General features: G+C 68.5%; 19 protein-coding genes and 1 riboswitch. Of the genes, 13 read left to right on the top strand and 6 right to left on the bottom strand.

Features of this window, described 5'->3' with window-relative positions; genetic code table 11:
* Positions 1 to 107 precede the first annotated feature (107 nt).
* The 10 genes from J7E96_RS31590 (at position 108) to J7E96_RS31545 (ending at position 10,051) form a co-directional block, all read left to right on the top strand.
* Positions 108 to 716: a CDP-alcohol phosphatidyltransferase family protein gene (locus tag J7E96_RS31590; RefSeq protein ID WP_215136401.1), complete on the top strand. Its 609-nt coding sequence runs from the start codon at positions 108 to 110 to the stop codon at positions 714 to 716.
* 116 nt (positions 717 to 832) lie between these two features.
* Positions 833 to 3,328: a mannose-1-phosphate guanyltransferase gene (locus J7E96_RS31585; protein WP_215136421.1), complete on the top strand. Its 2,496-nt coding sequence runs from the start codon at positions 833 to 835 to the stop codon at positions 3,326 to 3,328.
* A gap of 97 nt (positions 3,329 to 3,425) precedes the next feature.
* Positions 3,426 to 4,346, top strand: a complete 921-nt coding sequence (locus tag J7E96_RS31580) for a DUF881 domain-containing protein (RefSeq protein ID WP_374196736.1) — start codon at positions 3,426 to 3,428, stop codon at positions 4,344 to 4,346.
* The gene (locus tag J7E96_RS31575; protein WP_023543062.1) at positions 4,343 to 4,675 is read left to right on the top strand and encodes a small basic family protein; all 333 of its coding nucleotides are present in this window, start codon (positions 4,343 to 4,345) and stop codon (positions 4,673 to 4,675) included. The genes J7E96_RS31580 and J7E96_RS31575 overlap by 4 nt, the downstream gene beginning before the upstream one ends.
* Positions 4,676 to 4,680: 5 nt before the next feature.
* On the top strand, positions 4,681 to 5,487 hold the full coding sequence (locus J7E96_RS31570) for a DUF881 domain-containing protein (protein WP_215136397.1): 807 nt from the start codon (positions 4,681 to 4,683) through the stop codon (positions 5,485 to 5,487).
* An 82-nt stretch (positions 5,488 to 5,569) separates the two neighbouring features.
* Complete coding sequence (locus tag J7E96_RS31565) at positions 5,570 to 6,487, top strand: FHA domain-containing protein (protein WP_215136419.1); 918 nt, start codon at positions 5,570 to 5,572, stop codon at positions 6,485 to 6,487.
* Positions 6,488 to 6,504: 17 nt separating this feature from the next.
* A complete protein-coding gene (locus tag J7E96_RS31560) occupies positions 6,505 to 7,248 on the top strand; it encodes a MerR family transcriptional regulator (protein ID WP_215136395.1) in 744 nt (247 codons plus the stop codon).
* 53 nt (positions 7,249 to 7,301) lie between these two features.
* Positions 7,302 to 7,775, top strand: coding sequence for a bifunctional nuclease family protein (locus J7E96_RS31555; RefSeq protein WP_006123076.1), 474 nt, complete (start codon positions 7,302 to 7,304; stop codon positions 7,773 to 7,775).
* Positions 7,776 to 7,951: 176 nt separating this feature from the next.
* Complete coding sequence (locus J7E96_RS31550; protein WP_215136393.1) at positions 7,952 to 8,581, top strand: MerR family transcriptional regulator; 630 nt, start codon at positions 7,952 to 7,954, stop codon at positions 8,579 to 8,581.
* Positions 8,582 to 8,659: 78 nt separating this feature from the next.
* Positions 8,660 to 10,051 carry a DNA polymerase IV gene (locus J7E96_RS31545; protein ID WP_215136391.1) on the top strand — a complete coding sequence of 464 codons (1,392 nt, stop codon included), beginning with the start codon at positions 8,660 to 8,662 and terminating at the stop codon, positions 10,049 to 10,051.
* Between the two features lie 58 nt (positions 10,052 to 10,109).
* Here the strand turns inward: J7E96_RS31545 and J7E96_RS31540 are convergent, their stop codons facing one another.
* Complete coding sequence (locus tag J7E96_RS31540) at positions 10,110 to 10,481, bottom strand: PRC-barrel domain-containing protein (protein ID WP_215136389.1); 372 nt, start codon at positions 10,479 to 10,481, stop codon at positions 10,110 to 10,112.
* Between the two features lie 123 nt (positions 10,482 to 10,604).
* Positions 10,605 to 10,701, top strand: a riboswitch (glycine riboswitch).
* A 203-nt stretch (positions 10,702 to 10,904) separates the two neighbouring features.
* Here J7E96_RS31540 and gcvP point away from each other — a divergent pair.
* The gene (gene gcvP / locus J7E96_RS31535) at positions 10,905 to 13,790 is read left to right on the top strand and encodes an aminomethyl-transferring glycine dehydrogenase (RefSeq protein WP_215136386.1); all 2,886 of its coding nucleotides are present in this window, start codon (positions 10,905 to 10,907) and stop codon (positions 13,788 to 13,790) included.
* 82 nt (positions 13,791 to 13,872) lie between these two features.
* Here gcvP and J7E96_RS31530 read toward each other — a convergent pair whose 3' ends face one another.
* A complete protein-coding gene (locus J7E96_RS31530) occupies positions 13,873 to 14,070 on the bottom strand; it encodes a DUF5999 family protein (protein ID WP_285439539.1) in 198 nt (65 codons plus the stop codon).
* A gap of 333 nt (positions 14,071 to 14,403) precedes the next feature.
* Positions 14,404 to 15,009, bottom strand: coding sequence for a hypothetical protein (locus J7E96_RS31525; RefSeq protein WP_215136381.1), 606 nt, complete (start codon positions 15,007 to 15,009; stop codon positions 14,404 to 14,406).
* 496 nt (positions 15,010 to 15,505) lie between these two features.
* Between J7E96_RS31525 and J7E96_RS31520 the strand changes: the two genes are divergently transcribed.
* Positions 15,506 to 17,014: a glutamate-cysteine ligase family protein gene (locus J7E96_RS31520; protein WP_215136379.1), complete on the top strand. Its 1,509-nt coding sequence runs from the start codon at positions 15,506 to 15,508 to the stop codon at positions 17,012 to 17,014.
* Between the two features lie 21 nt (positions 17,015 to 17,035).
* On the opposite strand, the gene J7E96_RS31515 is transcribed toward J7E96_RS31520, so the two are convergent.
* Entirely contained in the window at positions 17,036 to 18,808 is a 1,773-nt protein-coding gene (locus tag J7E96_RS31515) for a substrate-binding and VWA domain-containing protein (RefSeq protein ID WP_215136377.1), read from the bottom strand.
* Positions 18,809 to 18,973: 165 nt separating this feature from the next.
* On the opposite strand from J7E96_RS31515, the gene J7E96_RS31510 reads away from it, so the two are divergent.
* Positions 18,974 to 19,780, top strand: a complete 807-nt coding sequence (locus tag J7E96_RS31510) for a CPBP family intramembrane glutamic endopeptidase (RefSeq protein WP_215136375.1) — start codon at positions 18,974 to 18,976, stop codon at positions 19,778 to 19,780.
* 22 nt (positions 19,781 to 19,802) lie between these two features.
* On the opposite strand, the gene J7E96_RS31505 is transcribed toward J7E96_RS31510, so the two are convergent.
* Both J7E96_RS31505 and J7E96_RS31500 read right to left on the bottom strand, forming a co-directional pair.
* Complete coding sequence (locus J7E96_RS31505) at positions 19,803 to 20,633, bottom strand: PhzF family phenazine biosynthesis protein (RefSeq protein WP_215136373.1); 831 nt, start codon at positions 20,631 to 20,633, stop codon at positions 19,803 to 19,805.
* 68 nt (positions 20,634 to 20,701) lie between these two features.
* Entirely contained in the window at positions 20,702 to 21,130 is a 429-nt protein-coding gene (locus J7E96_RS31500; protein ID WP_215136371.1) for an SRPBCC family protein, read from the bottom strand.
* Positions 21,131 to 21,147: the final 17 nt, after the last annotated feature.

The raw sequence follows: 21,147 nt of genomic DNA, 5'->3' as shown, positions 1-21,147 counted from the left end.
GGGGCTTTTCTGCGTTCCGGGGATGCCCGTACCCCTGTGTGCCCGGCGGCTGTGGCTGAGGGTAGGGTCAGGTGCATCATTGGCACGTTCTCTCAGGAGGCCCCCGGGTGGAGGTCCAGGAGACCCGCGTTCAGACGGACCGGGTGCTCACCATCCCGAACATCCTCAGCATGGCTCGCCTCGCCGGCGTGCCTTTGTTTCTGTGGCTGATTCTCCTGCCCGTGTTCGGTGGGCCCAAGAGCGACGGCTGGGCATTGCTGGTGCTGATGCTCAGCGGCATCAGCGACTATCTCGACGGAAAGCTCGCCCGCCGCTGGAACCAGATCAGCAAGCTCGGGCGACTGCTCGACCCTGCGGCTGACCGGCTGTACATCCTTTCCACCCTGCTTGGACTCACCTGGCGCGAGATTCTGCCGCTGTGGCTCACAGCTGCCCTTTTGGCCCGTGAGCTCATGCTCCTGGTCATGGTCGGCATCCTCCGCAAGTACGGCTATCCGCCGCCGCAGGTGAACTTCCTCGGGAAGGCCGCGACCTTCAACTTGATGTACGCCTTCCCGTTGCTGCTTCTCAGTGACGGAAGCGGCTGGCTGCCGTCACTGGCTGCTATTTTCGGATGGGCGTTCGCCGGATGGGGTACAACTCTGTATTGGTGGGCAGGAATCCTTTACGTGGTCCAGGTCCGCCGGCTGGTGAAGGCGGAGACCGCGGCCGATTGAGCCTGCCGATTGCGGCGCTGTCCGGTGCCCGATTGTCTGCGCATGATGCCTCTCGGGCAGTCCCGGACGGGCGAAGTCGGCTAGACCGTAGTCTCTTCAAGGAGGACTTTTCCGACATGAAGGCCGTCGTGATGGCTGGTGGCGAAGGCACGCGTCTTCGCCCCATGACCTCGAGCATGCCAAAGCCGCTCTTGCCGGTTGCCAATCGGCCGATCATGGAGCATGTGCTACGGCTGCTCAAGCGGCATGGGCTCAATGAAACCGTCGTGACCGTGCAGTTTCTGGCTTCGCTCGTCAAGAACTACTTCGGTGACGGCGAAGAGCTCGGAATGGAGCTCACCTATGCCAATGAGGAGAAGCCACTCGGCACTGCCGGCAGTGTGAAGAACGCTGAAGAAGCATTGAAGGACGATGCCTTCCTCGTCATTTCTGGCGATGCTCTCACCGACTTCGACCTCACTGATCTGATCAGATTCCACAAGGAGAAGGGCGCGCTGGTCACGGTGTGCCTGACCCGGGTGCCGAACCCTCTGGAGTTCGGCATCACGATTGTGGATGAGGAAGGAAAGGTCGAGCGGTTCCTCGAGAAGCCCACGTGGGGGCAGGTGTTCTCGGACACTGTGAATACGGGCATCTATGTCATGGAGCCCGAGGTGTTCGACTATGTGGAAGCGGACGTCTCTGTCGACTGGTCCGGCGATGTCTTTCCGCAGTTGATGAAGGACGGCAAGCCGATCTACGGCTACATTGCCGAGGGGTACTGGGAGGACGTCGGCACGCACGAGAGCTACGTCAAGGCGCAGGCCGACGTGCTCGAGGGCAAGGTCGACGTGGATCTCGACGGTTTCGAGATCTCTCCCGGTGTGTGGGTGGCCGAAGGCGCCGAGGTGCATCCGGACGCGGTGCTGCGCGGGCCGCTCTACATCGGTGATTACGCCAAGGTCGAGGCCGGCGTTGAGCTGCGTGAGCACACGGTCGTCGGCTCCAACGTCGTCGTCAAGAGCGGGGCGTTCCTCCACCGGGCCGTCGTGCACGACAACGTCTACATCGGCCAGCACAGCAACCTCCGCGGCTGTGTCATCGGCAAGAACACCGACATCATGCGGGCCGCCCGGATCGAGGACGGCGCCGTCATCGGGGACGAGTGCCTCGTCGGTGAGGAATCGATTGTTCAGGGCAATGTGCGGGTCTACCCGTTCAAGACCATCGAGGCCGGTGCCTTCGTCAACACCTCGGTGATCTGGGAGTCCCGGGGCCAGGCGCATCTCTTCGGCGCGCGTGGTGTCTCCGGGATTCTGAACGTCGAGATCACTCCGGAGCTGGCCGTGCGCCTCGCGGGCGCCTATGCCACCACGCTCAAGAAGGGTGCGACGGTCACCACCGCGCGTGACCACTCGCGTGGTGCGCGTGCGCTGAAGCGGGCGGTGATCTCGGCGCTGCAGACGAGCGCCATCGACGTACGCGACCTGGAGAACGTACCGCTGCCTGTGGCACGTCAGCAGACGGCGCGGGGCAGTGCCGGCGGCATCATGATCCGGACGACTCCGGGTGTGCCGGACTCCGTCGACATCATGTTCTTCGACGAGCGGGGTGCGGATCTGTCGCAGGCCGGGCAGCGGAAGCTGGACCGGGTGTTCGCGCGGCAGGAGTACCGGCGGGCCTTCCCCGGTGAGATCGGTGACCTGCACTTTCCGGCGAGTGTCTTCGACTCCTACACCGGGTCGCTGCTGCGGAACCTCGACGTCACGGGTATCGCCGACTCGGGGCTCAAGGTTGTCGTCGACGCTTCCAACGGCAGCGCCGGCCTTGTTCTGCCCAGCCTTCTCGGGCGGCTCGGGGTCGACGCGCTGACCATCAATCCGGGGCTGGACGAGTCCAGGCCTACCGAGACGATCGATTCACGCCGCTCCGGTCTGGTGCGGCTCGGTGAGATCGTCGCTTCGGCGCGGGCTGCCTTCGGGGTGCGGTTCGACCCGGTGGGTGAGCGGTTGTCGCTCGTCGACGAGCGTGGGCGGATCATCGAGGACGACCGGGCGCTGCTGGTGATGCTCGACCTTGTCGCGGCTGAGCGGCGCAGTGGGCGGGTCGCGCTGCCGGTGACGACCACCAGGATCGCCGAGCAGGTCGCGGCGTACCACGGAACGCAGGTGGAGTGGACGACCACCTCGCCGGACGATCTGACACGGGTCGGCCGGGAGGAGTCCACCATCTTCGGTGGTGACGGGCGCGGCGGCTTCATCATTCCGGAGTTCAGCAGTGTCTTCGACGGCGCCGCGGCCTTCGTGCGGTTGATCGGGCTGGTGGCCAGGACGCAGCTCACGCTGAGCCAGATCGACGCGCGGATACCGCGAGCCCATGTGCTGCGACGCGACCTGGCCACGCCGTGGGCTGTGAAGGGTCTCGTCATGCGCCGCGTGGTCGAGGCCGCCGGAGATCGGTTCGTGGACACGACCGACGGTGTGCGTGTGGTTGAGGCGGACGGGCGATGGGTGATGGTGTTGCCCGATCCCGCGGAGGCCGTCACTCATTTGTGGGCCGAAGGGCCCGATGACGATTCGGCCCAGGCGCTGCTCGACGAGTGGTCCGCGGTCGTGGACAGCGCAGGTCACTGACGTGTGACCGGTGTGCCGGACGGGGTATGACGCCGCCGTCCGGCACACCGGTGGGGCCATTCGGTGGTAGCTGCCGCGACGTGCGACGATGTGCGGCATGTCGCAGCAGTCCCCTGATCGGAGCACATCTCCGCCACCTCGGCGCCCCGACGCGTCCATGTCGCTGCTGACCAATGTGATGGACCACAGCCTCGACGACGGTTACGCGGAGGCGACCGCCCGCAGGAAGGCCGACGGCACCGAAGGCATGCCGCGCTCGCTGCGCGCGAAACTCGGACTCGCGGCCGGCCTTGTGCTTGCCGCGCTGGTCGTCACCGTCGGTGCGGCGCAGGCGCGGATAGAGGCGCCGGTGATCGCCAAGGAGCGCGAAGAGCTCATCAACCGGGTTGAGGCGGAGACCGCGGCGGCGGACCAGATCGAGGAGAACGTCGACAAGCTCCGGGCCGAGGTGGGAGAGCGCCAGCGCCGGGCGCTGGAGAAGCACGGTGGGGACCAGGGCGGGCTGGTGGCTCTGTTGTCCGGTGCCACGGCGGTGCAGGGGCCGGGCGTGAAGCTTGTTGTCGACGACGCCAAGGACAGCGACGAAGGTGGCGGCGGGCCTCGGGAGAGCACCAGCTTCTCCGACACGGGCCGACTGCGGGACCGGGACATGCAGCGGGTCGTCAACGGGCTGTGGTCCTCGGGCGCGGAGGCTGTGGCCATCAATGGTCAGCGGCTGACGTCCCTGTCGGCGATCCGTGCCGCGGGCGACGCCATACTGGTCGACAACAGGCCGCTGGTGCCCCCGTATACGGTGCTGGCGGTGGGGCCGGGGGAGCGGCTGAGTACCAGGTTCCAGGAAAGTGCCGATGGCCAGTACCTGCGTGTGCTGCAGGAGAGCTACGGCATCCGGAGGAGCATTTCCGTTCAGGACAACGTCCGGCTTGCCGCCGCGCCGAGCCTGATCGTACGTACAGCAGAGCCGCTGGTCGCGGGGGCCGGGCAGGACGCGGCCAACACAGGGAAGGGCACATCGTGATCGCCGTACTGGGCCTCGTCGTGGGAGTCGTGGTCGGACTGTTGGTCCGGCCCGAGGTACCGGCGGTGGTCGAGCCGTATCTGCCGATTGCCGTCGTCGCGGCGCTCGACGCGGTCTTCGGTGGGCTGCGGGCCATGCTCGACGGAATCTTCGTCGACAAGGTCTTTGTGGTGTCGTTCCTGTCGAATGTCGTGGTGGCGGCCCTGATCGTGTTCCTGGGTGACAAGTTGGGCGTCGGCGCGCAGCTGTCCACGGGTGTGGTCGTGGTGTTCGGCATCCGGATCTTCTCCAACGCGGCGGCGATTCGCCGTCACGTGTTCCGGGCGTGAGGCAGATGAGTACAGAAGACAACCCGCAGCGAGACAGCCCGCAGGGCGACGAAGAGGTACCGCAGGCTCAGGAGCGACCGGCTCAGCGGCCGGCGACGGGGCGTCAGCGGCTTTTCGCGGCGCTCTGGCCGCCGCGTGTCACTCGGGCGCAGCTGATCGTGGCGCTGTTGCTGTTCGTGCTGGGGCTCGGACTCGCCATCCAGGTCAGGTCGAACAGCGACGACAGTGCGCTGCGCGGAGCGCGCCAGGAGGACCTGGTGCGCATCCTCGACGAGCTGGACGATCGTACGCAGCGGCTCGAGGACGAGAAGCAGCAGCTCGACGATCAGAAGACCGAGCTGGAAAACAGCTCGGACCAGGCCGAAGAGGCGCGAAAGCAGACGCTGGAGAAGGAGCGTCAGCTCGGCGTACTGGCCGGCACGGTGGCGGCGCAAGGGCCCGGCATCACGTTGACGATCAATGATCCGCACTCCACGGTCGAGGCCGACATGCTGCTGGACGCGATCCAGGAACTGCGGGCGGCGGGTGCGGAAGCGATCCAGATCAATGACGTCAGGGTCGTCGCGGACACGTACTTCTTGAACAGCGGCGGCGGCATCGAGGTGGACGGGCGGAAGGTCACCGCGCCGTACCGCTTCGAGGTGATCGGCAAGCCGGAGGACTTGGAGCCCGCGCTCAACATCCCTGGCGGGGTTGTCCAGACTCTGGAGGAGGAGCGGGCGGTCGCTACGGTTGTCCGCTCTCAGAAGATCATTGTGGATGCCTTGCGACCAGCGAAGCAGCCTGACTACGCTCAGTCGTCATCGCAGTGAGGCGGGGGCGCATGGGGGCACGGGGACAAGGGCATGAGGTTGCGGGGGGTCGGCGCACCGAAGGCATGGTGCGTGGTGGAAACTGTTTGGTGGATACGGACGTTGTGAAGATGTCCGGTTCGGCAGGTGTGTTCATTCAGGGTTCGTCCTGCCCCACGGGCGGGTCTGTTTCAGTCAAGGGGAATCGCCCGTGAAGTTGTTTGCGAAGTTGTTCGGCAAGAGTGCACGCGAGGACGGTGCGAACAGCGCTGCGCGCCACCGTGCTCCGCGTGGTGGAGAGGCTGACGAGCAGGGTGGCGAGCGCCCGCTCTTCCGGGACGAGGTCGCTGGTCAGGGCGGCGACATTTCGGGTGGACCGGGCGCGTCGTCTGTTGACCCCGCTGGTCCCGGCCGCATAGGTTTCGGGGAATCGTCAGCCTCAAGTGCCCCCCAGGGGCAGCCGCGGCAGGAGGATCCGTCCATGTCGGCCTTGCCGGTTTGTACGAGGTGCGGGCACCGCAATGCCGAGGCCAGTCGTTTCTGTTCCAACTGTGGAGCACCGCTGCGGGGCGGAGTGGCCGCCGAGCGTCCCTCGGAGACGACGTCGACGATCTCCATCTCCGGGCTCGAGGCGTACGAGGCGGAGGCGACGGGACAGACCGCCGCTCCGTCGCTCTCGCCGGAGGCCCAGGCGGCTGTCGACGCCCTTCCGCTCGGTGCGGCGCTCCTGGTGGTGCGCCGCGGTCCGAATTCGGGCAGCCGCTTCCTCCTGGACGGCGAGCTCACGACGGCCGGCAGGCACCCGCAGAGCGACATCTTCCTCGACGACGTGACTGTCTCGCGGCGGCATGTGGAGTTCCGCAGGGGTCCGGACGGCAGTTTCACCGTCTCGGATGTCGGCAGCCTCAATGGCACCTACGTCAACCGTGAGCGGATCGACTCGGTCCCGCTGTCGAACGGCGACGAGGTGCAGATCGGTAAGTACCGGCTGGTCTTCTACGCGAGCCAGCGGGCCATCTGACCCGTACGGGAAGGTCCATGCAGCGAACACCGACGGGCGGTGCCGGAAACGGCACCGCCACCGCGGGCGACCGGCTGGTGAGTATTGGCACCGTGCTGAACCTGCTGCGTGACGAGTTCCCCGAAGTCACCATCTCCAAGATTCGCTTTCTGGAGACCGAGGGACTGGTCGAACCGCAGCGGACGCCCTCCGGCTACCGCAAATTCACTCCCGACCACGTCGAGCGGCTGGCTCAGGTGCTGCGTATGCAGCGCGATCACTACCTTCCGCTCAAGGTCATTCGTGAGCACCTGGACGCGCTGGAGCGCGGTGAGCAGGTGCGGCTTCCGGCTGCCGGTGGGCCGGGCGAACCGCACGACGACGCGCCCGGGCCCGGGGCCGACAGGCCGACCGCGGCCCGGATCGGACGGGACGAGCTTCTGGCGGCCGCGGAGGTCGGCGAGGAGGAGCTCGACGTCTGGGAGTCGTACGGCTTGATCTCGCCCCTGCCGGGTGGCGGTTACGACGCCGAAGTCGTCACGGTGGCCAAGCTTGTCGCCGATTTTGGCCGGTTCGGTCTGGAGCCGCGGCATTTGCGAGCGGTTAAAGCGGCGGCGGATCGTGAGGCCGGCCTGGTCGAACAGGTGGTCGCACCGCTGCGCCGGCACCGGAATCCGCAGACCAGAGCCCATGCGGAGGCCACCGCCAAGGAGCTCGCGGAGCTGTCCGTCAGGCTCCATTCGGCCCTCATTCAGGCAGCCCTCGGCGTGCGGCTGCACTGAGCCTGGGGGAGCCCGACTACCCAAACCTGCCAAGCACGTCCTAGGGTTGCTGTGTGAACGAGCTCGACGTCGTAGGTGTCCGGGTAGAAATGCCCTCGAACCAACCGATCGTGCTCCTGCGCGAAGTGGGAGGCGATCGGTACCTCCCCATCTGGATCGGGCCGGGGGAGGCGACCGCGATCGCCTTCGCCCAGCAGGGGATGGCCCCTGCCAGGCCGCTGACCCACGACCTCTTCAAGGATGTACTGGAAGCGGTCGGCCAGGAGCTCACCGAAGTCCGCATCACCGACCTGCGGGAGGGGGTCTTCTACGCGGAGCTGGTCTTTGCCAGCGGAGTCGAAGTGAGTGCGAGGCCTTCGGACGCCATAGCGCTGGCCCTGCGTACCGGAACGCCGATCTACGGCAGTGACGGCGTGCTGGACGACGCGGGGATCGCGATTCCTGACGAACAGGAGGACGAGGTGGAGAAGTTCCGCGAATTCCTCGACCAGATCTCTCCCGAGGATTTCGGGACCAACAGCCAGTGAGCCGCGCACGCCGCACACCAGGGACTGTCAGCGCATTCGAGTAGCCTTTCCCCGAAGTGGGGCACGGGAAACCACTCTCAGGGTGATTATCACTCGGCGTGCCGAGTGTGGCGATCGTTGACGCACCCCAGGTGACTGCCTACCGTCGACAGGGCAGGTCAAGGACGGAGGTCGGCGTGAGAAGCAGCGGCGACGGTACGGTGGCGGGCGGGCCGTATCCGCTTCACGGCAGTGCGGTCGACCCTCTGGGGGGGCGGCAGGGTGTGACGTCGGCCATGGGCGGGGCGACGGCGGCCGAGAGCACGGCGAGCACCGAGAGTGTTGGGTACCGGGGGCCGACCGCGTGTGCGGCGGCGGGGATCACGTACCGGCAGCTCGACTACTGGGCGCGTACGGGGCTGGTGGAGCCGAGCGTGCGGCCCGCTTACGGGTCCGGCACCCAGCGTCTTTACAGCTTCCGCGACGTCGTCGTCCTCAAGATCGTCAAACGTTTCCTGGACACTGGTGTCGCGCTGCAGAACATTCGCGCCGCCGTACAGCACCTGCGGGCGCGGGGATTTCAGGATCTTGAGCGGATGACGCTCATGAGCGACGGGGCCACGGTGTACGAGTGCTCGTCGCCGGACGAGGTCGTCGAGCTGCTCCAGGGTGGGCAGGGCGTCTTCGGGATCGCCGTGGGGGTGGTGTGGCGGGACGTGGAGAGCGCGCTGTCCCAGCTGCACGGAGAGCGCGTCGACACGGGCGAGACGCTGGTCGGGCACAACCCCACCGACGAGCTCGCACGGCGCCGTAACAAGGCCGGCTGAGCGGGCCGCCCTTGCTTCTGGCCCTTACGAGGCGCTGCCGGCCGCCGATTGTCAGTGCCGTACGGCAGCATCGGTGGTGTGAGATCCGCGCCGACCATCCTGCATCTGGACATGGATGCCTTCTACGCCGCCGCAGAGCAGGCAGCGAAGCCGAGTCTGCGCGGAAAGCCGGTGGTGGTCGGGGGGATCGGGACCCGCGGGGTCGTCGCCACCGCGTCGTACGAAGCCAGGCGCTTCGGGGTGCATTCCGCGATGCCGGTGGCGCAGGCGCGCAGGCTGTGCCCGAACGCCGCGTATCTGATGCCGCGCTTCGCCCTCTACCGGTCGGTGAGCGAGCAGGTCATGGAACTGCTCGGGCGGCTTTCCCCGCTGGTGGAGCCGCTGAGCCTGGACGAGGCCTTCGTCGACCTTGAGGCGGGCGGGGTGGCCGACGACTCGGCCTCGGCCCGCCGGGCGGGGGAGCTGCTGCGGGCCGACATCAGGGCCGTCACCGGGCTCACGGGGTCTGTGGGGCTGGCGGGCTCCAAGATGCTCGCGAAGATCGCCTCGGAGCAGGCCAAGCCGGACGGGCTGGTGCTCATTGAGCCGGGGAGCGAGCGGGAGCTGCTGGGGCCGATGCCGGCGCGCATTCTGCCCGGCGTCGGGCCGGCCACCGGTGAGCATCTGCGGAGGGCGGGGATGACGACCGTCGCCGACCTTGCGGAAGCGGGCGAGGACGAACTTGTACGGCTGCTGGGGAAGGCGTACGGGGTCTCGCTGTACCGAATGGCCGTGGGGCACGACGAACGGCCCGTAGTGGCCGAGCGGGACGCGAAATCGGTGTCGGTCGAGGACACCTTCGAGGTCGATCTGCACGACCGGGTCCGGGTCAGGAATGAGGTGGTGCGGCTGTCCGACCGGTGCGTGCAGCGGTTGCGGGCGGCGGGGCGGTCCGGGAGGACCGTGGTGCTGAAGGTGCGCAGGTACGACTTCTCGACGCTGACGCGGTCGGAGACGCTGCGTGGGCCGACGGACGATCCGACGGTGGTGCGGGAGGCTGCGGGGCGGCTGCTGGAGTCGGTGGACACCACGGGTGGCGTGCGGCTGCTGGGTGTGGGAGTCACCGGGCTCGCCGACTTCACGCAGGAGGACCTTTTCGCGCAGGCCGCTGGTGAGCGGGCGGCGGTGGAGGCGGAAGCGGCCGGGGCGGTGGAGTCGGGTGGCGGCGGGGAGGCGGTTGTGCCGGTGGTTCCGGTGCCCGAGCCGCCTTTGGAGCGGCGGTGGCTGGCCGGGCAGGACGTGCGGCACGCCGAGTACGGGGCGGGGTGGGTGCAGGGCAGTGGCGTCGGACGGGTGACGGTGCGGTTCGAGGAGCCGACGTCGCCGCCGGGGCGGGTGCGGACCTTCAAGGTGGACGATCCGGATCTGGTGCCGTCGGATCCGCTGCCGTTGGTAGGTGTGCGGGTGGATGGGGACGGGGGTGGTGGTTGAACCTGGGGTGCCCCGGACATCGTGCGGGCTGGTTTTCGAGGGTCGGGCGGGCTTGGTGTCAGTTCGTGGTGGGGTCTTCGCCTGCCAGGTGGCCGAAGTCTCGGTCGGGGGCGGGGGAAGCGATGTCCAGGCCGTAGTGGTGGTAGAGCTGGAGTTCCTGCTCGGGGGAGAGATGGCGGCCCACGCCGAAGTCCGGGGCCTCCCGGATCAGGGCGCGGTCGTACGGGACGCGGAGGGAGTCGTCGACGACCTTGCTCGGCTCCAGAGGGACGAAGGCGTCACGGCTGAACAGGCCGGTGCGTACCGCCGCCCATTCGGGGACTCCCGTGGCGTCGTCGAGATACACCTCGTCCACTGTTCCGATCTTGGCGCCGTTGCGGTCGTATGCCTTGCGGCCGAGCAGGCTGCGCGGATCGATGTCGGTCTGCACGGTCCCTCCAACTGATCGCAGCAGGTTCGTAAACCCCGTAAAGCCTACGAAAGGGCACATCTGTGGACTCGGCCACTCGAGGGATCCAAGACGGGGCTCGCTGGTAGGCTGGCCAATGGCTGCTGACCCCGTGCGGGAGAGTCTCCGGTGAATATGCCGGAGACGCCGAAGGAGCAAATCCTCCCCGGAATCTCTCAGGCCCACGTACCGCACGGACGAGGTCACTCTGGAAAGCAGGGCGGGCTCCGTATGGATCCCTTCCTCACCGACGGTGAAAGCCGGAACGACCCTCGACGTCAGCGACGTCACGCGCGCGGTCTTCCGGTGAAGCTCTCAGGTTGAGATGACAGAGGGGGAGGCCGTCCGGGTACCGCTGTCGTGGTGCCCCTCGCAGGTCGTGTCAGACCAGGAGGCCTTCCGCAGATGACCGCAAACCGCATTCCGCTTTCACAGCTTGAGCGTGGCATCCCCTTCGAGCAGCGCCACATCGGGCCCGATGCCGGAGCTCAGGCCAAGATGCTTGCCCAGGTCGGTTACGGCTCGCTCGACGAGCTGACCGCGGCCGCGGTGCCGGACGTCATCAAGAGCGCCGAGGCGCTCGGGCTGCCCGACGCGCGCACCGAGGCCGAGGTGCTGGCCGAGCTGCGCACGCTCGCCGACCGCAACCAGGTGCTGGCCCCGATGATCGGGCTCGGTTACTACGGCACCTTCACGCCGCCGGTGATCCTGCGCAACGTCATGGAGAACCCGGCCTGGTACACGGCGTACACGCCCTACCAGCCGGAGATTTCGCAGGGCCGTCTGGAAGCGCTCCTCAACTTCCAGACGATGGTGGCCGACCTGACCGGTCTGCCCACCTCCGGTGCCTCGCTGCTCGACGAGGGGACCGCCGCCGCCGAGGCCATGGCGCTCTCGCGCCGCGTCGGCAAGGTCAAGAACGGTGTCTTCCTCATTGATTCCGATGTGCTCCCGCAGACCGTCGCTGTGATTCAGACGCGTGCGGAGCCGACCGGTGTCGACGTTGTTGTCGCTGATCTGTCCGACGGCATTCCGGTTGAGGTTGCCGAGCATGGTGTTTTTGGTGTGCTGCTTCAGTACCCCGGTGCTTCGGGTGCTGTTCGGGACATCAAGCCGGTGGTCGAGCAGGCGCACGCGCTGGGGGCTGTCGTCACCGTTGCCGCTGATCTGCTGGCGCTGACGCTGCTCACGTCGCCCGGTGAGCTCGGTGCCGACATCGCGGTGGGCACCACCCAGCGCTTCGGTGTGCCGATGGGCTTCGGTGGTCCGCACGCCGGGTTCATGGCCGTACGCGAGAAGTTCGCGCGCAGCCTGCCCGGGCGGCTCGTCGGTGTCTCCGTCGACGCGGACGGGAACAAGGCGTACCGGCTGGCGCTCCAGACGCGCGAGCAGCACATCCGCCGGGAGAAGGCCACCAGCAATATCTGCACGGCGCAGGTCCTGCTCGCCGTCATGGCGGGGATGTACGCCGTCTATCACGGGCCCGACGGGCTGCGCGGCATCGCGCGGCGCACGCACCGGTACGCGACGCTGCTCGCCGAGGGGCTGCGGGGCGGTGGAGTGGAGGTCGTGCACGGTACGTACTTCGACACGCTGACCGTACGCGTTCCCGGCAAGGCCGCCGATGTTGTCGCCGCTGCCCGTGAGGGCGGGGTCAATCTGTGGCTGGTCGATGCCGATTCCGTCTCCGTCGCCTGTGACGAGACCACGGGGCGGGCGCAGATCGCCGCCGTTTGGGCGGCCTTCGGGGTCGACGCCGATATTGAGGCGCTCGACGCGAAGGTGGGCGACGTGCTGCCCGAGGGGCTGCTGCGGAGTGACGAGGTCCTTACCCACCCCGTCTTCCACCAGCACCGTTCCGAGACCGCGATGCTGCGCTACCTGCGCAAGCTCGCCGACCGCGACTACGCGCTCGACCGCGGCATGATCCCGCTCGGCTCCTGCACCATGAAGCTGAACGCGACCACCGAGATGGAGCCGGTCACCTGGCCCGAATTCGGTGCGGTCCACCCCTTCGCGCCGGTCGAGCAGGCGCAGGGTTACCTGACGCTCATCCACGAGCTGGAGGAGCGGCTGGCCGAGGTCACCGGGTACGACGCGGTGTCGATCCAGCCGAACGCCGGTTCGCAGGGCGAGCTCGCGGGCCTGCTGGCGGTACGGGCGTACCACCGCGCGAATGGCGACGACCAGCGCACGGTGTGCCTGATTCCGTCGTCCGCGCACGGCACGAACGCGGCGAGCGCCGTCATGGCCGGCATGAAGGTCGTCGTCGTCAAGACCCGCGAGGACGGCGAGGTCGACGTCGAGGACCTGCACGCCAAGATCGAGCAGTACCGCGACGAGCTGTCGGTGCTGATGATCACCTACCCGTCCACCCACGGGGTGTTCGAGGAGCACGTCGCCGACATCTGCGCGACGGTCCACGAGGCCGGCGGTCAGGTGTACGTCGACGGCGCCAACCTCAACGCGCTGGTCGGGCTGGCCAAGCCCGGCAAGTTCGGCGGGGACGTGTCCCACCTGAACCTGCACAAGACGTTCTGCATCCCGCACGGCGGCGGCGGCCCCGGTGTCGGACCGGTCGGCGTACGGGCTCACCTGGCGCCGTACCTGCCGAACCACCCGCTTCAGCCGACGGCCGGACCTGAGACCGGCGTGGGGCCCATCTCGGCCGCCCCGTGGGGCTCGGCGGGCATTCTGCCGATCTCGTGGGCGTACGTCCGCCTGATGGGCGCAGAGGGCCTCAAGCGCGCCACCCAGGTCGCCGTGCTCGCGGCGAACTACATCGCCAAGCGCCTGGAGCCGCACTACCCCGTGCTCTACACCGGTCCGAACGGGCTGGTGGCGCACGAGGCCATCGTCGACCTGCGGCCGCTGTCGAAGGCGACCGGTGTGAGTGTGGACGACATCGCCAAGCGGCTCATCGACTACGGCTTCCACGCGCCGACCATGTCGTTCCCGGTGGCCGGAACGCTGATGATCGAGCCGACCGAGAGCGAGGACCTGGCCGAGATCGACCGGTTCTGCGACACGATGATCGCCATTCGTGGGGAGATCGAGAAGGTCGGGGCCGGCGAGTGGCCCGCGGACGACAACCCGCTGCGCAACGCGCCGCACACGGCGGCCGCGCTGGGCGGCGCGTGGGAGCACGCGTACAGCCGTGAGGAAGCTGTCTTCCCCGCGGGGGTCTCGGCCGCTGACAAGTACTGGCCGCCGGTGCGCCGGATCGACGGTGCGTTCGGTGACCGTAACCTCGTCTGCTCGTGCCCGCCGCTGGACGAGTACGACAACTGACATGCGTCGGGGCCGGTTCGGAGGATTCCTCCGGGCCGGCCCCTCGTCGTAGCGGCGTACAGGTGTCGCGCGGGCCGGCCGGCTAGGCGGCCCTGACCACGTCAAGTGGACGGTGCGGAGCGATGATCTGGCCGTCCGGCAGCAGCTCGCCGGTGTCCTCGAAGACGAGAACGCCGTTGCACAGCAGGCTCCAGCCCTGCTCCGGGTGGTGCGCCACCAGAAGGGCGGCTTCCCTGTCGGCGGATTCGGCAGTCGGGCAGGCTGGCTGGTGCTGGCACATGGAAGGGTTCTTTCGCTGCGTTGTGGTGAGTGTCCTGCGGCTCGATGCGGTGTTCATGGCCGCCCCCCGTATCAGTCGGTCGGTCCCAGTGTTGCCCCACGGGCGCCGTTCCGCAGGGATTTCACGGCAGCTCTCCTTACTGATTAATGACGCATCACTCGTGCGGACGGTTCAGCTCAACCGGGAGGCCTCTTCGGGTGGTTCGGGGTGGCCGATACGGGCTAGTCCGGATGGGGGGTGCCGGTGCCGGGCGCGGGCGGCACTGTGCCCCGTGGCCGGAGCGGGCACGGGGCACAGTGGATGCGAAGGGCGCCCGGGAACGGGCGGGTGTCGTCAGGCGGGCTGGCTGAGGAGCGGGGCGGTGGCGGCAGGCGGCGTGAGCCGGTGGGTGAGCAGTGGCAGTAGGTCGGCGGCCCGGTGCGGGCGGTGTGAGGCGATGCCCGGCGGTGCGGGCGCCAGCGGTACGAGCAGGTCCGTCGGGAGCGGCATGGTGTCGGAGGCGTCGGCGCCCGCTTCCGGGCCGTCGTGCAGCCACAGCGTGAGCATGTAGAGCTCCGGTACGGACAGCAGGCGTGGCTGGTAGCGCCCGGTCATCGCCTCGGCCTGGCGCAGCGCGAGGATGCTGGAGGCGATGTACGGGCCCTCGCAGAAGTGGGAGAAGGCCCAGCCGTCGGGAGTGAGCATGGTGTCGGCGGCGGCCACCGTACGGTCGCCGCTGCGGATCAGGAACCGCCAGCCGGTCAGCCGGGTGCGCGGCGGCCTGCCTGACGGGATGATCCCGTCCAGTACGTGGACGGGGAGCGGCAACTCGGGGCTGAGGGGGCCCACAGCCGTACGGAGGGCCGGGGGACGGGCCTCGCGGACGGCGGTGGGGGAACCGAGTGCCGCGAGGACGCTGCGCAGGGCGGGCGCGGGAGCCGGGGGGACAAGCAGCGGCATGGTGGGTCGCCTCTCACTTGGGAGACACGGTGATGCGTGGGTGTGCGTGGGCGGTGCGGACGGCGCTGTCTGCGTTCCGGGGTCAGAGGCGGGCCGTGCGGCGATGGCCGGGGCGCCAACTCTCTGCCTCGTCTGCGGAGTTTATACGAGCCGTGTTCACATGGTGTTTCTGCTAGCCGTCGCCCGCATTGCGGGCAAGGCGGTATCCGGACCCTTTCCTGCGGAGAATCTACCCATTCATCTGGGGTGTAGGCCCGTGGCCTGGAAAGTTCCGGCGCGAGCGGTAGGCCGAATCTCGTCGGCCTTTTTCACCAGCAACCACCGGGTGGTATCTGCTTTCGGCCGCATGCCGAGTGAATGTGCCACTGAGGTTCTCCAAAGAGGGTACTCGGTCATTGATGGGCGTGGGGCGTTACTGATCAGCTCGCCTGGGCATCATCGACCGTGACATGAGTGCCCGATGCTGTGAGCCGCCCACTCGAGGAGGGATGCTTCGATGGGGGAGAAGGTCGTGGCAGGCGGGTTCGATCTGTCTGACCGGCAGAGGTACCGGAAGAAACTGCAGCAGTGCCTGGAGGGGCTGGGGCGGCTGCTGGCGGAGAAGCGTTTCGACCGCCCGAAGAACCTCATGGGACTGGAGATCGAGCTGAATCTCGCGGCGGCCGACGGCATGCCGATGATGATGAACGCGGAGGTGCTCGAGCGGATCGCCAGCCGGGATTTCCAGACTGAACTCGGCATGTTTAATCTGGAAGTAAATATTGTTCCGCACCGGCTGGGAGGCCGTGTTCTCGATCAACTGGCGGAAGAACTGCGCACCGGCCTGGGATATGCCCACAGGAAAGCGCAGGAGGTCGGCGCGGGCATCGTGATGATCGGAATTCTGCCGACGCTCGGACGCCATGACCTCGTCTCGGCGAATCTCTCCGATGTCGACCGCTACCAGCTGCTCAACGATCAGATCGTCACCGCGCGGGGGGAGGACTTCACGCTTGACATCTCCGGTGTGGAGCGTCTGACCTGCACCTTCGGCTCCATCGCGCCCGAAGCGGCCTGCACGTCCGTGCAGTTGCACCTCCAGGTCACGCCCGGGCGGTTCGCGGACGTGTGGAACGCGGCCCAGGCGGTCTCGGGGATCCAGATCGCACTGGGTGCCAACTCGCCGTTCCTCTTCGGACGCGAGCTGTGGCGCGAGTCGCGGCCGCCCCTCTTCCAGCAGGCCACCGACACCCGCCCGCCGGAGTTGCAGGCCCAGGGCGTACGGCCGCGCACGTGGTTCGGCGAGCGGTGGGTGGATTCGGCGTACGAGCTCTTCGAGGAGAACCTTCGCTACTTCCCGTCCCTCCTGCCGATCTGCGACGACGAGGACCCGCTGCTGGTGCTCGACGACGGCGGGGTGCCGCGGCTCCAGGAGCTCGTGCTGCACAACGGGACGGTCTACCGCTGGAACCGGCCGGTGTACGGGCTGGCCGACGGCGTACCGCATCTGCGGGTGGAGAACAGGGTGCTGCCGGCGGGGCCGACGGTGACGGACGTGATCGCCAACGCGGCCTTCTACTACGGGCTGGTGCGGGCCCTCGCCGAGGACGCGCTGCCGGTGTGGAAGCGGCTGCCCTTCGAGGCCGCTGAGGAGAACTTCGACACCGCGTGCCGCCATGGGATCGACGCGGAGATCATCTGGCCGAGGCCGGGACGCGCCGGGGGGACGGCGCGGGTGCCGGCCGTCAAGCTCGTACGGGACGAACTGCTGCCGCTGGCCGCGGCCGGGCTCGACGCCTGGGGCATCGAGCCCGCGGACCGCGACTACTACCTCGGCGTCATCGAGCAGCGGTGCAGGCGGCGCGTCAATGGGGCTTCCTGGCAGGTGGATACGTACCACCGGGCCCTGGACGCCGGTCTGGAGCGCGAAGCCGCGCTGGCCGCCATGACCCGCCGCTACAGCGAGCTGATGCACCAGGGCGATCCGGTGCACACCTGGCCGGTGGGATTCCCGGGGCGGGCGTGAGGGGCCGTGGGGCGGGCCTGATCAGACGCTCTGGCCCGCCTCCATGATGGCCTTGAGGATTACGGCGTGGATGTCGGCCGGGTCGCTCACCTGGTATCCGCCGCCGCCCGTGACGGAGGCGATCGCCTCGGCCTCCTCCCGGTCGGCGTCCGGGCCCACGGCGATGGCGATCACCGGGACCGGCCGCTTCGGGTCGGTGAGCTGCTTGAGCCCGGCGATCAGCTCGCTGCGCGAAATGCTGTACCTGTCCTGGTTCGAGCCGTCGGTGAGGAGGACGACGGCGTTGAACTTGCCGCTCGCGTAGCCGGCCCGGGCGTCCTTGTAGGCGGCCAGCGTGGTGTCGTACAGGCCCGTCGCGCCGCCCGGCACGGGGGACAGCGCGGAGAACGCGGCCGACAGCTTGTCGCGGTGGGTACCGCCCCCGGACGCCGGGTCGCCGAGCCGGGTGGTCGCCACCTTCCTGCGGTAGTCGCGCGGGCCGTCGAGGTTCGTGGCGAAGTCCCACAGGCCGATCTCGTCCTCAGGAGTGAACTGCGACAGGGCCTGGAGCAGCGACGCCTTCGTGACGTCCATGCGCGACTGGCCGGCGCGCCCCGGTACGGGGGCGGCCATCGAGCCCGAGGCGTCGACCACCGTCGTCAGCCGGGCGCTCTGAACGGTGATGGTCCACATGCCGAGCGTTTCCTGGACGCTCTCCTCGGACAGCGGCTCGGCCGGAGCCGACGCGTACGGCTGCGGCGCGCGGCCGCCCGCGACCCGTACGACACCTTCGGACACCGGCTTGTCCGGCGTACGGAACCCGCGCTCCGTCAGGATCTTGCGGCTCTGCGGCTCGCCGAGCAGCGTCATGAAGCGCATGGCCGCCCGGCTCTCGTCGGTCGACAGCTCGGGCTCGTCGACGAGGGCGTACGGGTAGTCGAGCTGCGGAGCGCCGTCCTTCGGGTAGAAGAGCTCCACGGCGGGTGCGCCGCCCGCCGTGTTGTGTGCGAAGGCTGCCTGCTCGGAGAGGAGTACGGCCTGGTTCCGGCGGGGATTGCCCTTCCGCGTACCGGAGTCGTCCCGCGCCAGCGTCCGCAGGACCTGCCGGTCGCTGTCCGAGATGCGCTGAGAAAGGAGCTTGGCGGTGGCCGCGACCTTGGTGTCGCTGTCGGGGTCCGCCTTGTGTGCGGACTGGCCGATGCTCGTCAGCGCGAGCAGGCCGGTGGCGCTGCGGGCCGGGTCGGCCGCGCCGAGACGCAGGGTCTCCTTCTCGGTGGTCGCCGCGGACAGCTCGGCCCAGGTGTACGTCTTCCTGGGCCAGCCCAGTGACTTGGCGGCCGGGGGGACCATGGCCAGGGCGACCGGCGAGGACGCGATATTGCCGACCGGGGTCACGGCCGATCCGTCGCCGGTGCCCAGGGCGCGCCGTACCCACAGATCGGAGTCGGGAATCCAGACCTGGTAGTCGGGGTCGGCCCGGCCGGCACTCACCGCGTCGGCGACCTTGTACGCGTCGCGGGCGACCACGTCGACGTCGAGGCAGCGGCCGTCGGAGGTGACCTCGTTGTCGCGGGTGTGCCCGGCGACCGCGCGCACGGCCGGGGCGACATCGGGGGAGGCGACCACCTTCAGACGGATGGCGGAGTCCGAGCAGGACCCGGAGAAAGACAGCAGGTCGCCGCGGACCGCGATCGCCGTTGCCGCGGCCGCGCTCAGGACGAGTGCGATGGCGATGGCGACCGTGCGGCGGTGCGTGCGTGGGCCGGACCTGGTGCCGTCGTCCGCTCCGTCGTCGGGCAAGCTGTGACGTCCCATGGCAGTGGAGCCCCTCCTTGGATCTCGAACAGAGAAAAAAGGGGGCTCCGCTACTGGATAGGCGCTCGTCCCCCCGGCCTGTCGCGCGCGATCTTCGTACCTGCATTCGAGACCCTAGCGGGGCGGAGTTGGGGATGAGGCGGGATTGCCGAACTGGAGGCTGGTGTGCAGGCAGAGGTGAGCCGGGTGGCCGAATTTCCTCCCGGACCGGGGGTGACACGACAGATCCTGCGGATCGAAGTCGTGGTTGTGCTCGCGCTCTCGCTGGGAGCGAGCGGGGTGTCGTCCCTGATCAGGTTTGTCGGAGCCGTCACGAAACCGGGCGGGCTCAAGGACCAGGCGGCGAATCTCAATACGTCGGCCACGCCCGGGCGGCCGTGGCTGGATCTCGCCTGGCAGCTGTTCGGCATCACGTCGGCGCTGGTGCCCGTCGCGCTGATCGCATACCTGCTGCTGCGGGAGGGAACGGGGCTGCGCGCGATCGGATTCGACCGTACGCGGCCATGGCCGGATCTGTGGCGTGGGGTGCTGGTAGCGGCGGGCATCGGCAGCGCCGGGCTCGCGTTCTATCTGGTCGCCATCGAGTCGGGGTTCAACCTCACGGTGGTGCCGGAATCGCTGCCGCCGGTGTGGTGGAAGTTCCCTGTGCTGGTCCTTTCCGCGATGCAGAACTCCGTACTGGAGGAAGTCATTGTCGTCGGGTATCTGCTGCGCAGGCTGGACCAGTTGGGGTGGTCGCCGACGGCCGCTCTGGCGGCGAGCTCGGTGCTGCGTGGCTCGTACCACCTGTACCAGGGGATCGGCGGCTTCATCGGCAACATGGTGATGGGCGCGGTCTTCGTGCTGCTGTACCGGCGCTGGGGGCGGGTCGGGCCACTCGTCGTGGCTCACACGCTGCTCGATGTGGGGGCGTTCGTGGGGTACGCGCTGCTGGCGGGCAAGGTGGGGTGGCTGCCCACCTTGTCGGGGTGAGGAGGGGGACCCCTTCGGTGTGTCAGGCCATGAGCTCGCCGTCGATGACCGTGACGGCGCCGCCGGTCAGCAGGGTGCGCTCGCCGCGCAGTGAGGTGGCGACGAGTCCCGTGCGGGCGGAGGCCTGGAGGCCGGTCAGCTCGTCACGGCCGAGGCGCGGCGACCAGTACGGGGCGAGGGCGGTGTGCGCGCTGCCGGTCACCGGGTCCTCGTCGATGCCGAACTGGGGGAAGAAGCAGCGCGAGACGAAGTCGTAGCCGAGGGAGGGGTCTTCGGCGGCGGCCGTGGCGATGATGCCGCGCTTGGAGTGGGCGACAAGGCCGGGGAAGTCGGGCGTGAGCGTGCGTACGGTGCGCTCGTCGGCCAGCTCCACCAGCAGGTCGCCGATGTGCGGACCGGTGTCGTGGGCCGAGAGGACCTCGACGCCGCCCAGGGCTTCGCCGATGCCGTCGGGGACCGGGATCGCGGTGAGCGGCGCGGTCGGGAAGTCGAGGGTGAAGGTGCCGTCGTCCTTCGCGGTGGCGGTGAGGATCCCGCAGAGCGCCGAGAAGCGCACGGCGCCGGTGGGAGTGCCTGTAGTCGCACGCGTCGTGTGCAGCACGTGGGCGGTCGCCAAGGTGGCGTGGCCGCACATGGCCACCTCGCTGGTGGGCGTGAACCAGCGCAGGGCCCAGTCCGCGTCTCCGCCCGCCGGGAGCGGGTGCGCGAAGGCGGTCTCGGAGAGGTTCACCTCGGCCGCCACCCGCTGGAGCCACGCGTCGTCGGGGAACGTGTCGGAGTCCAGCAGCAGGACTCCGGCCGGGTTGCCGGCGAAGGGCCGGTCGGTGAAGGCGTCGACGATTCGAATCCGCATGGAGACGAACGGTAGAGGCAGGACGAAGCCGCAGGCCAAGGCCAATTTCGTACGGCTGGCCCTTTTGGTCAGGTGACCAGGCCGTCGAGCTTGCGCAGCGATTCGCTCAGGGCCGCGCCCGCCGAGTCCTTGAGCTTGCCCGCCATCAGGGAGACGGCGGCGCCGGTGAACTCCCCCTCGATGCGTACCCGGGTTCCGTCGCCGTCGGGCGTGAGCGAGTAGCGCATGGCGAGGCTGACGCCCATCGGGCCCTTCCCCCTCGTCGCGAGCAGCCGGGCCGGTTCCAGCTCTTCGACCGTCCAGGTGACCTCTGCGGGGAAGCCCATGAGCTTCATGTTCTCCTCGTACGTCGCCGACACCTCCAGCACCGCGGGGCCGCCCTTGGGGAAGCTGGTGTGGGTCGCGTTCCACTCGGCGTACGAGGTGAAGTCCGTCAGCTGCGCCCAGATCTTCTCGGCCGGTGCCCCGATGTGTGCCTCCGCGCTGGCTTCGGCCATGCGACCACCCCTTCTCG

This window comes from Streptomyces sp. ISL-96, from assembly GCF_018614035.1.
GTDB lineage: Bacteria > Actinomycetota > Actinomycetes > Streptomycetales > Streptomycetaceae > Streptomyces.
The sequence above is the reverse complement of the archived record's forward strand: the minus strand, read 5'-3'. Positions and strand labels throughout refer to the sequence as shown.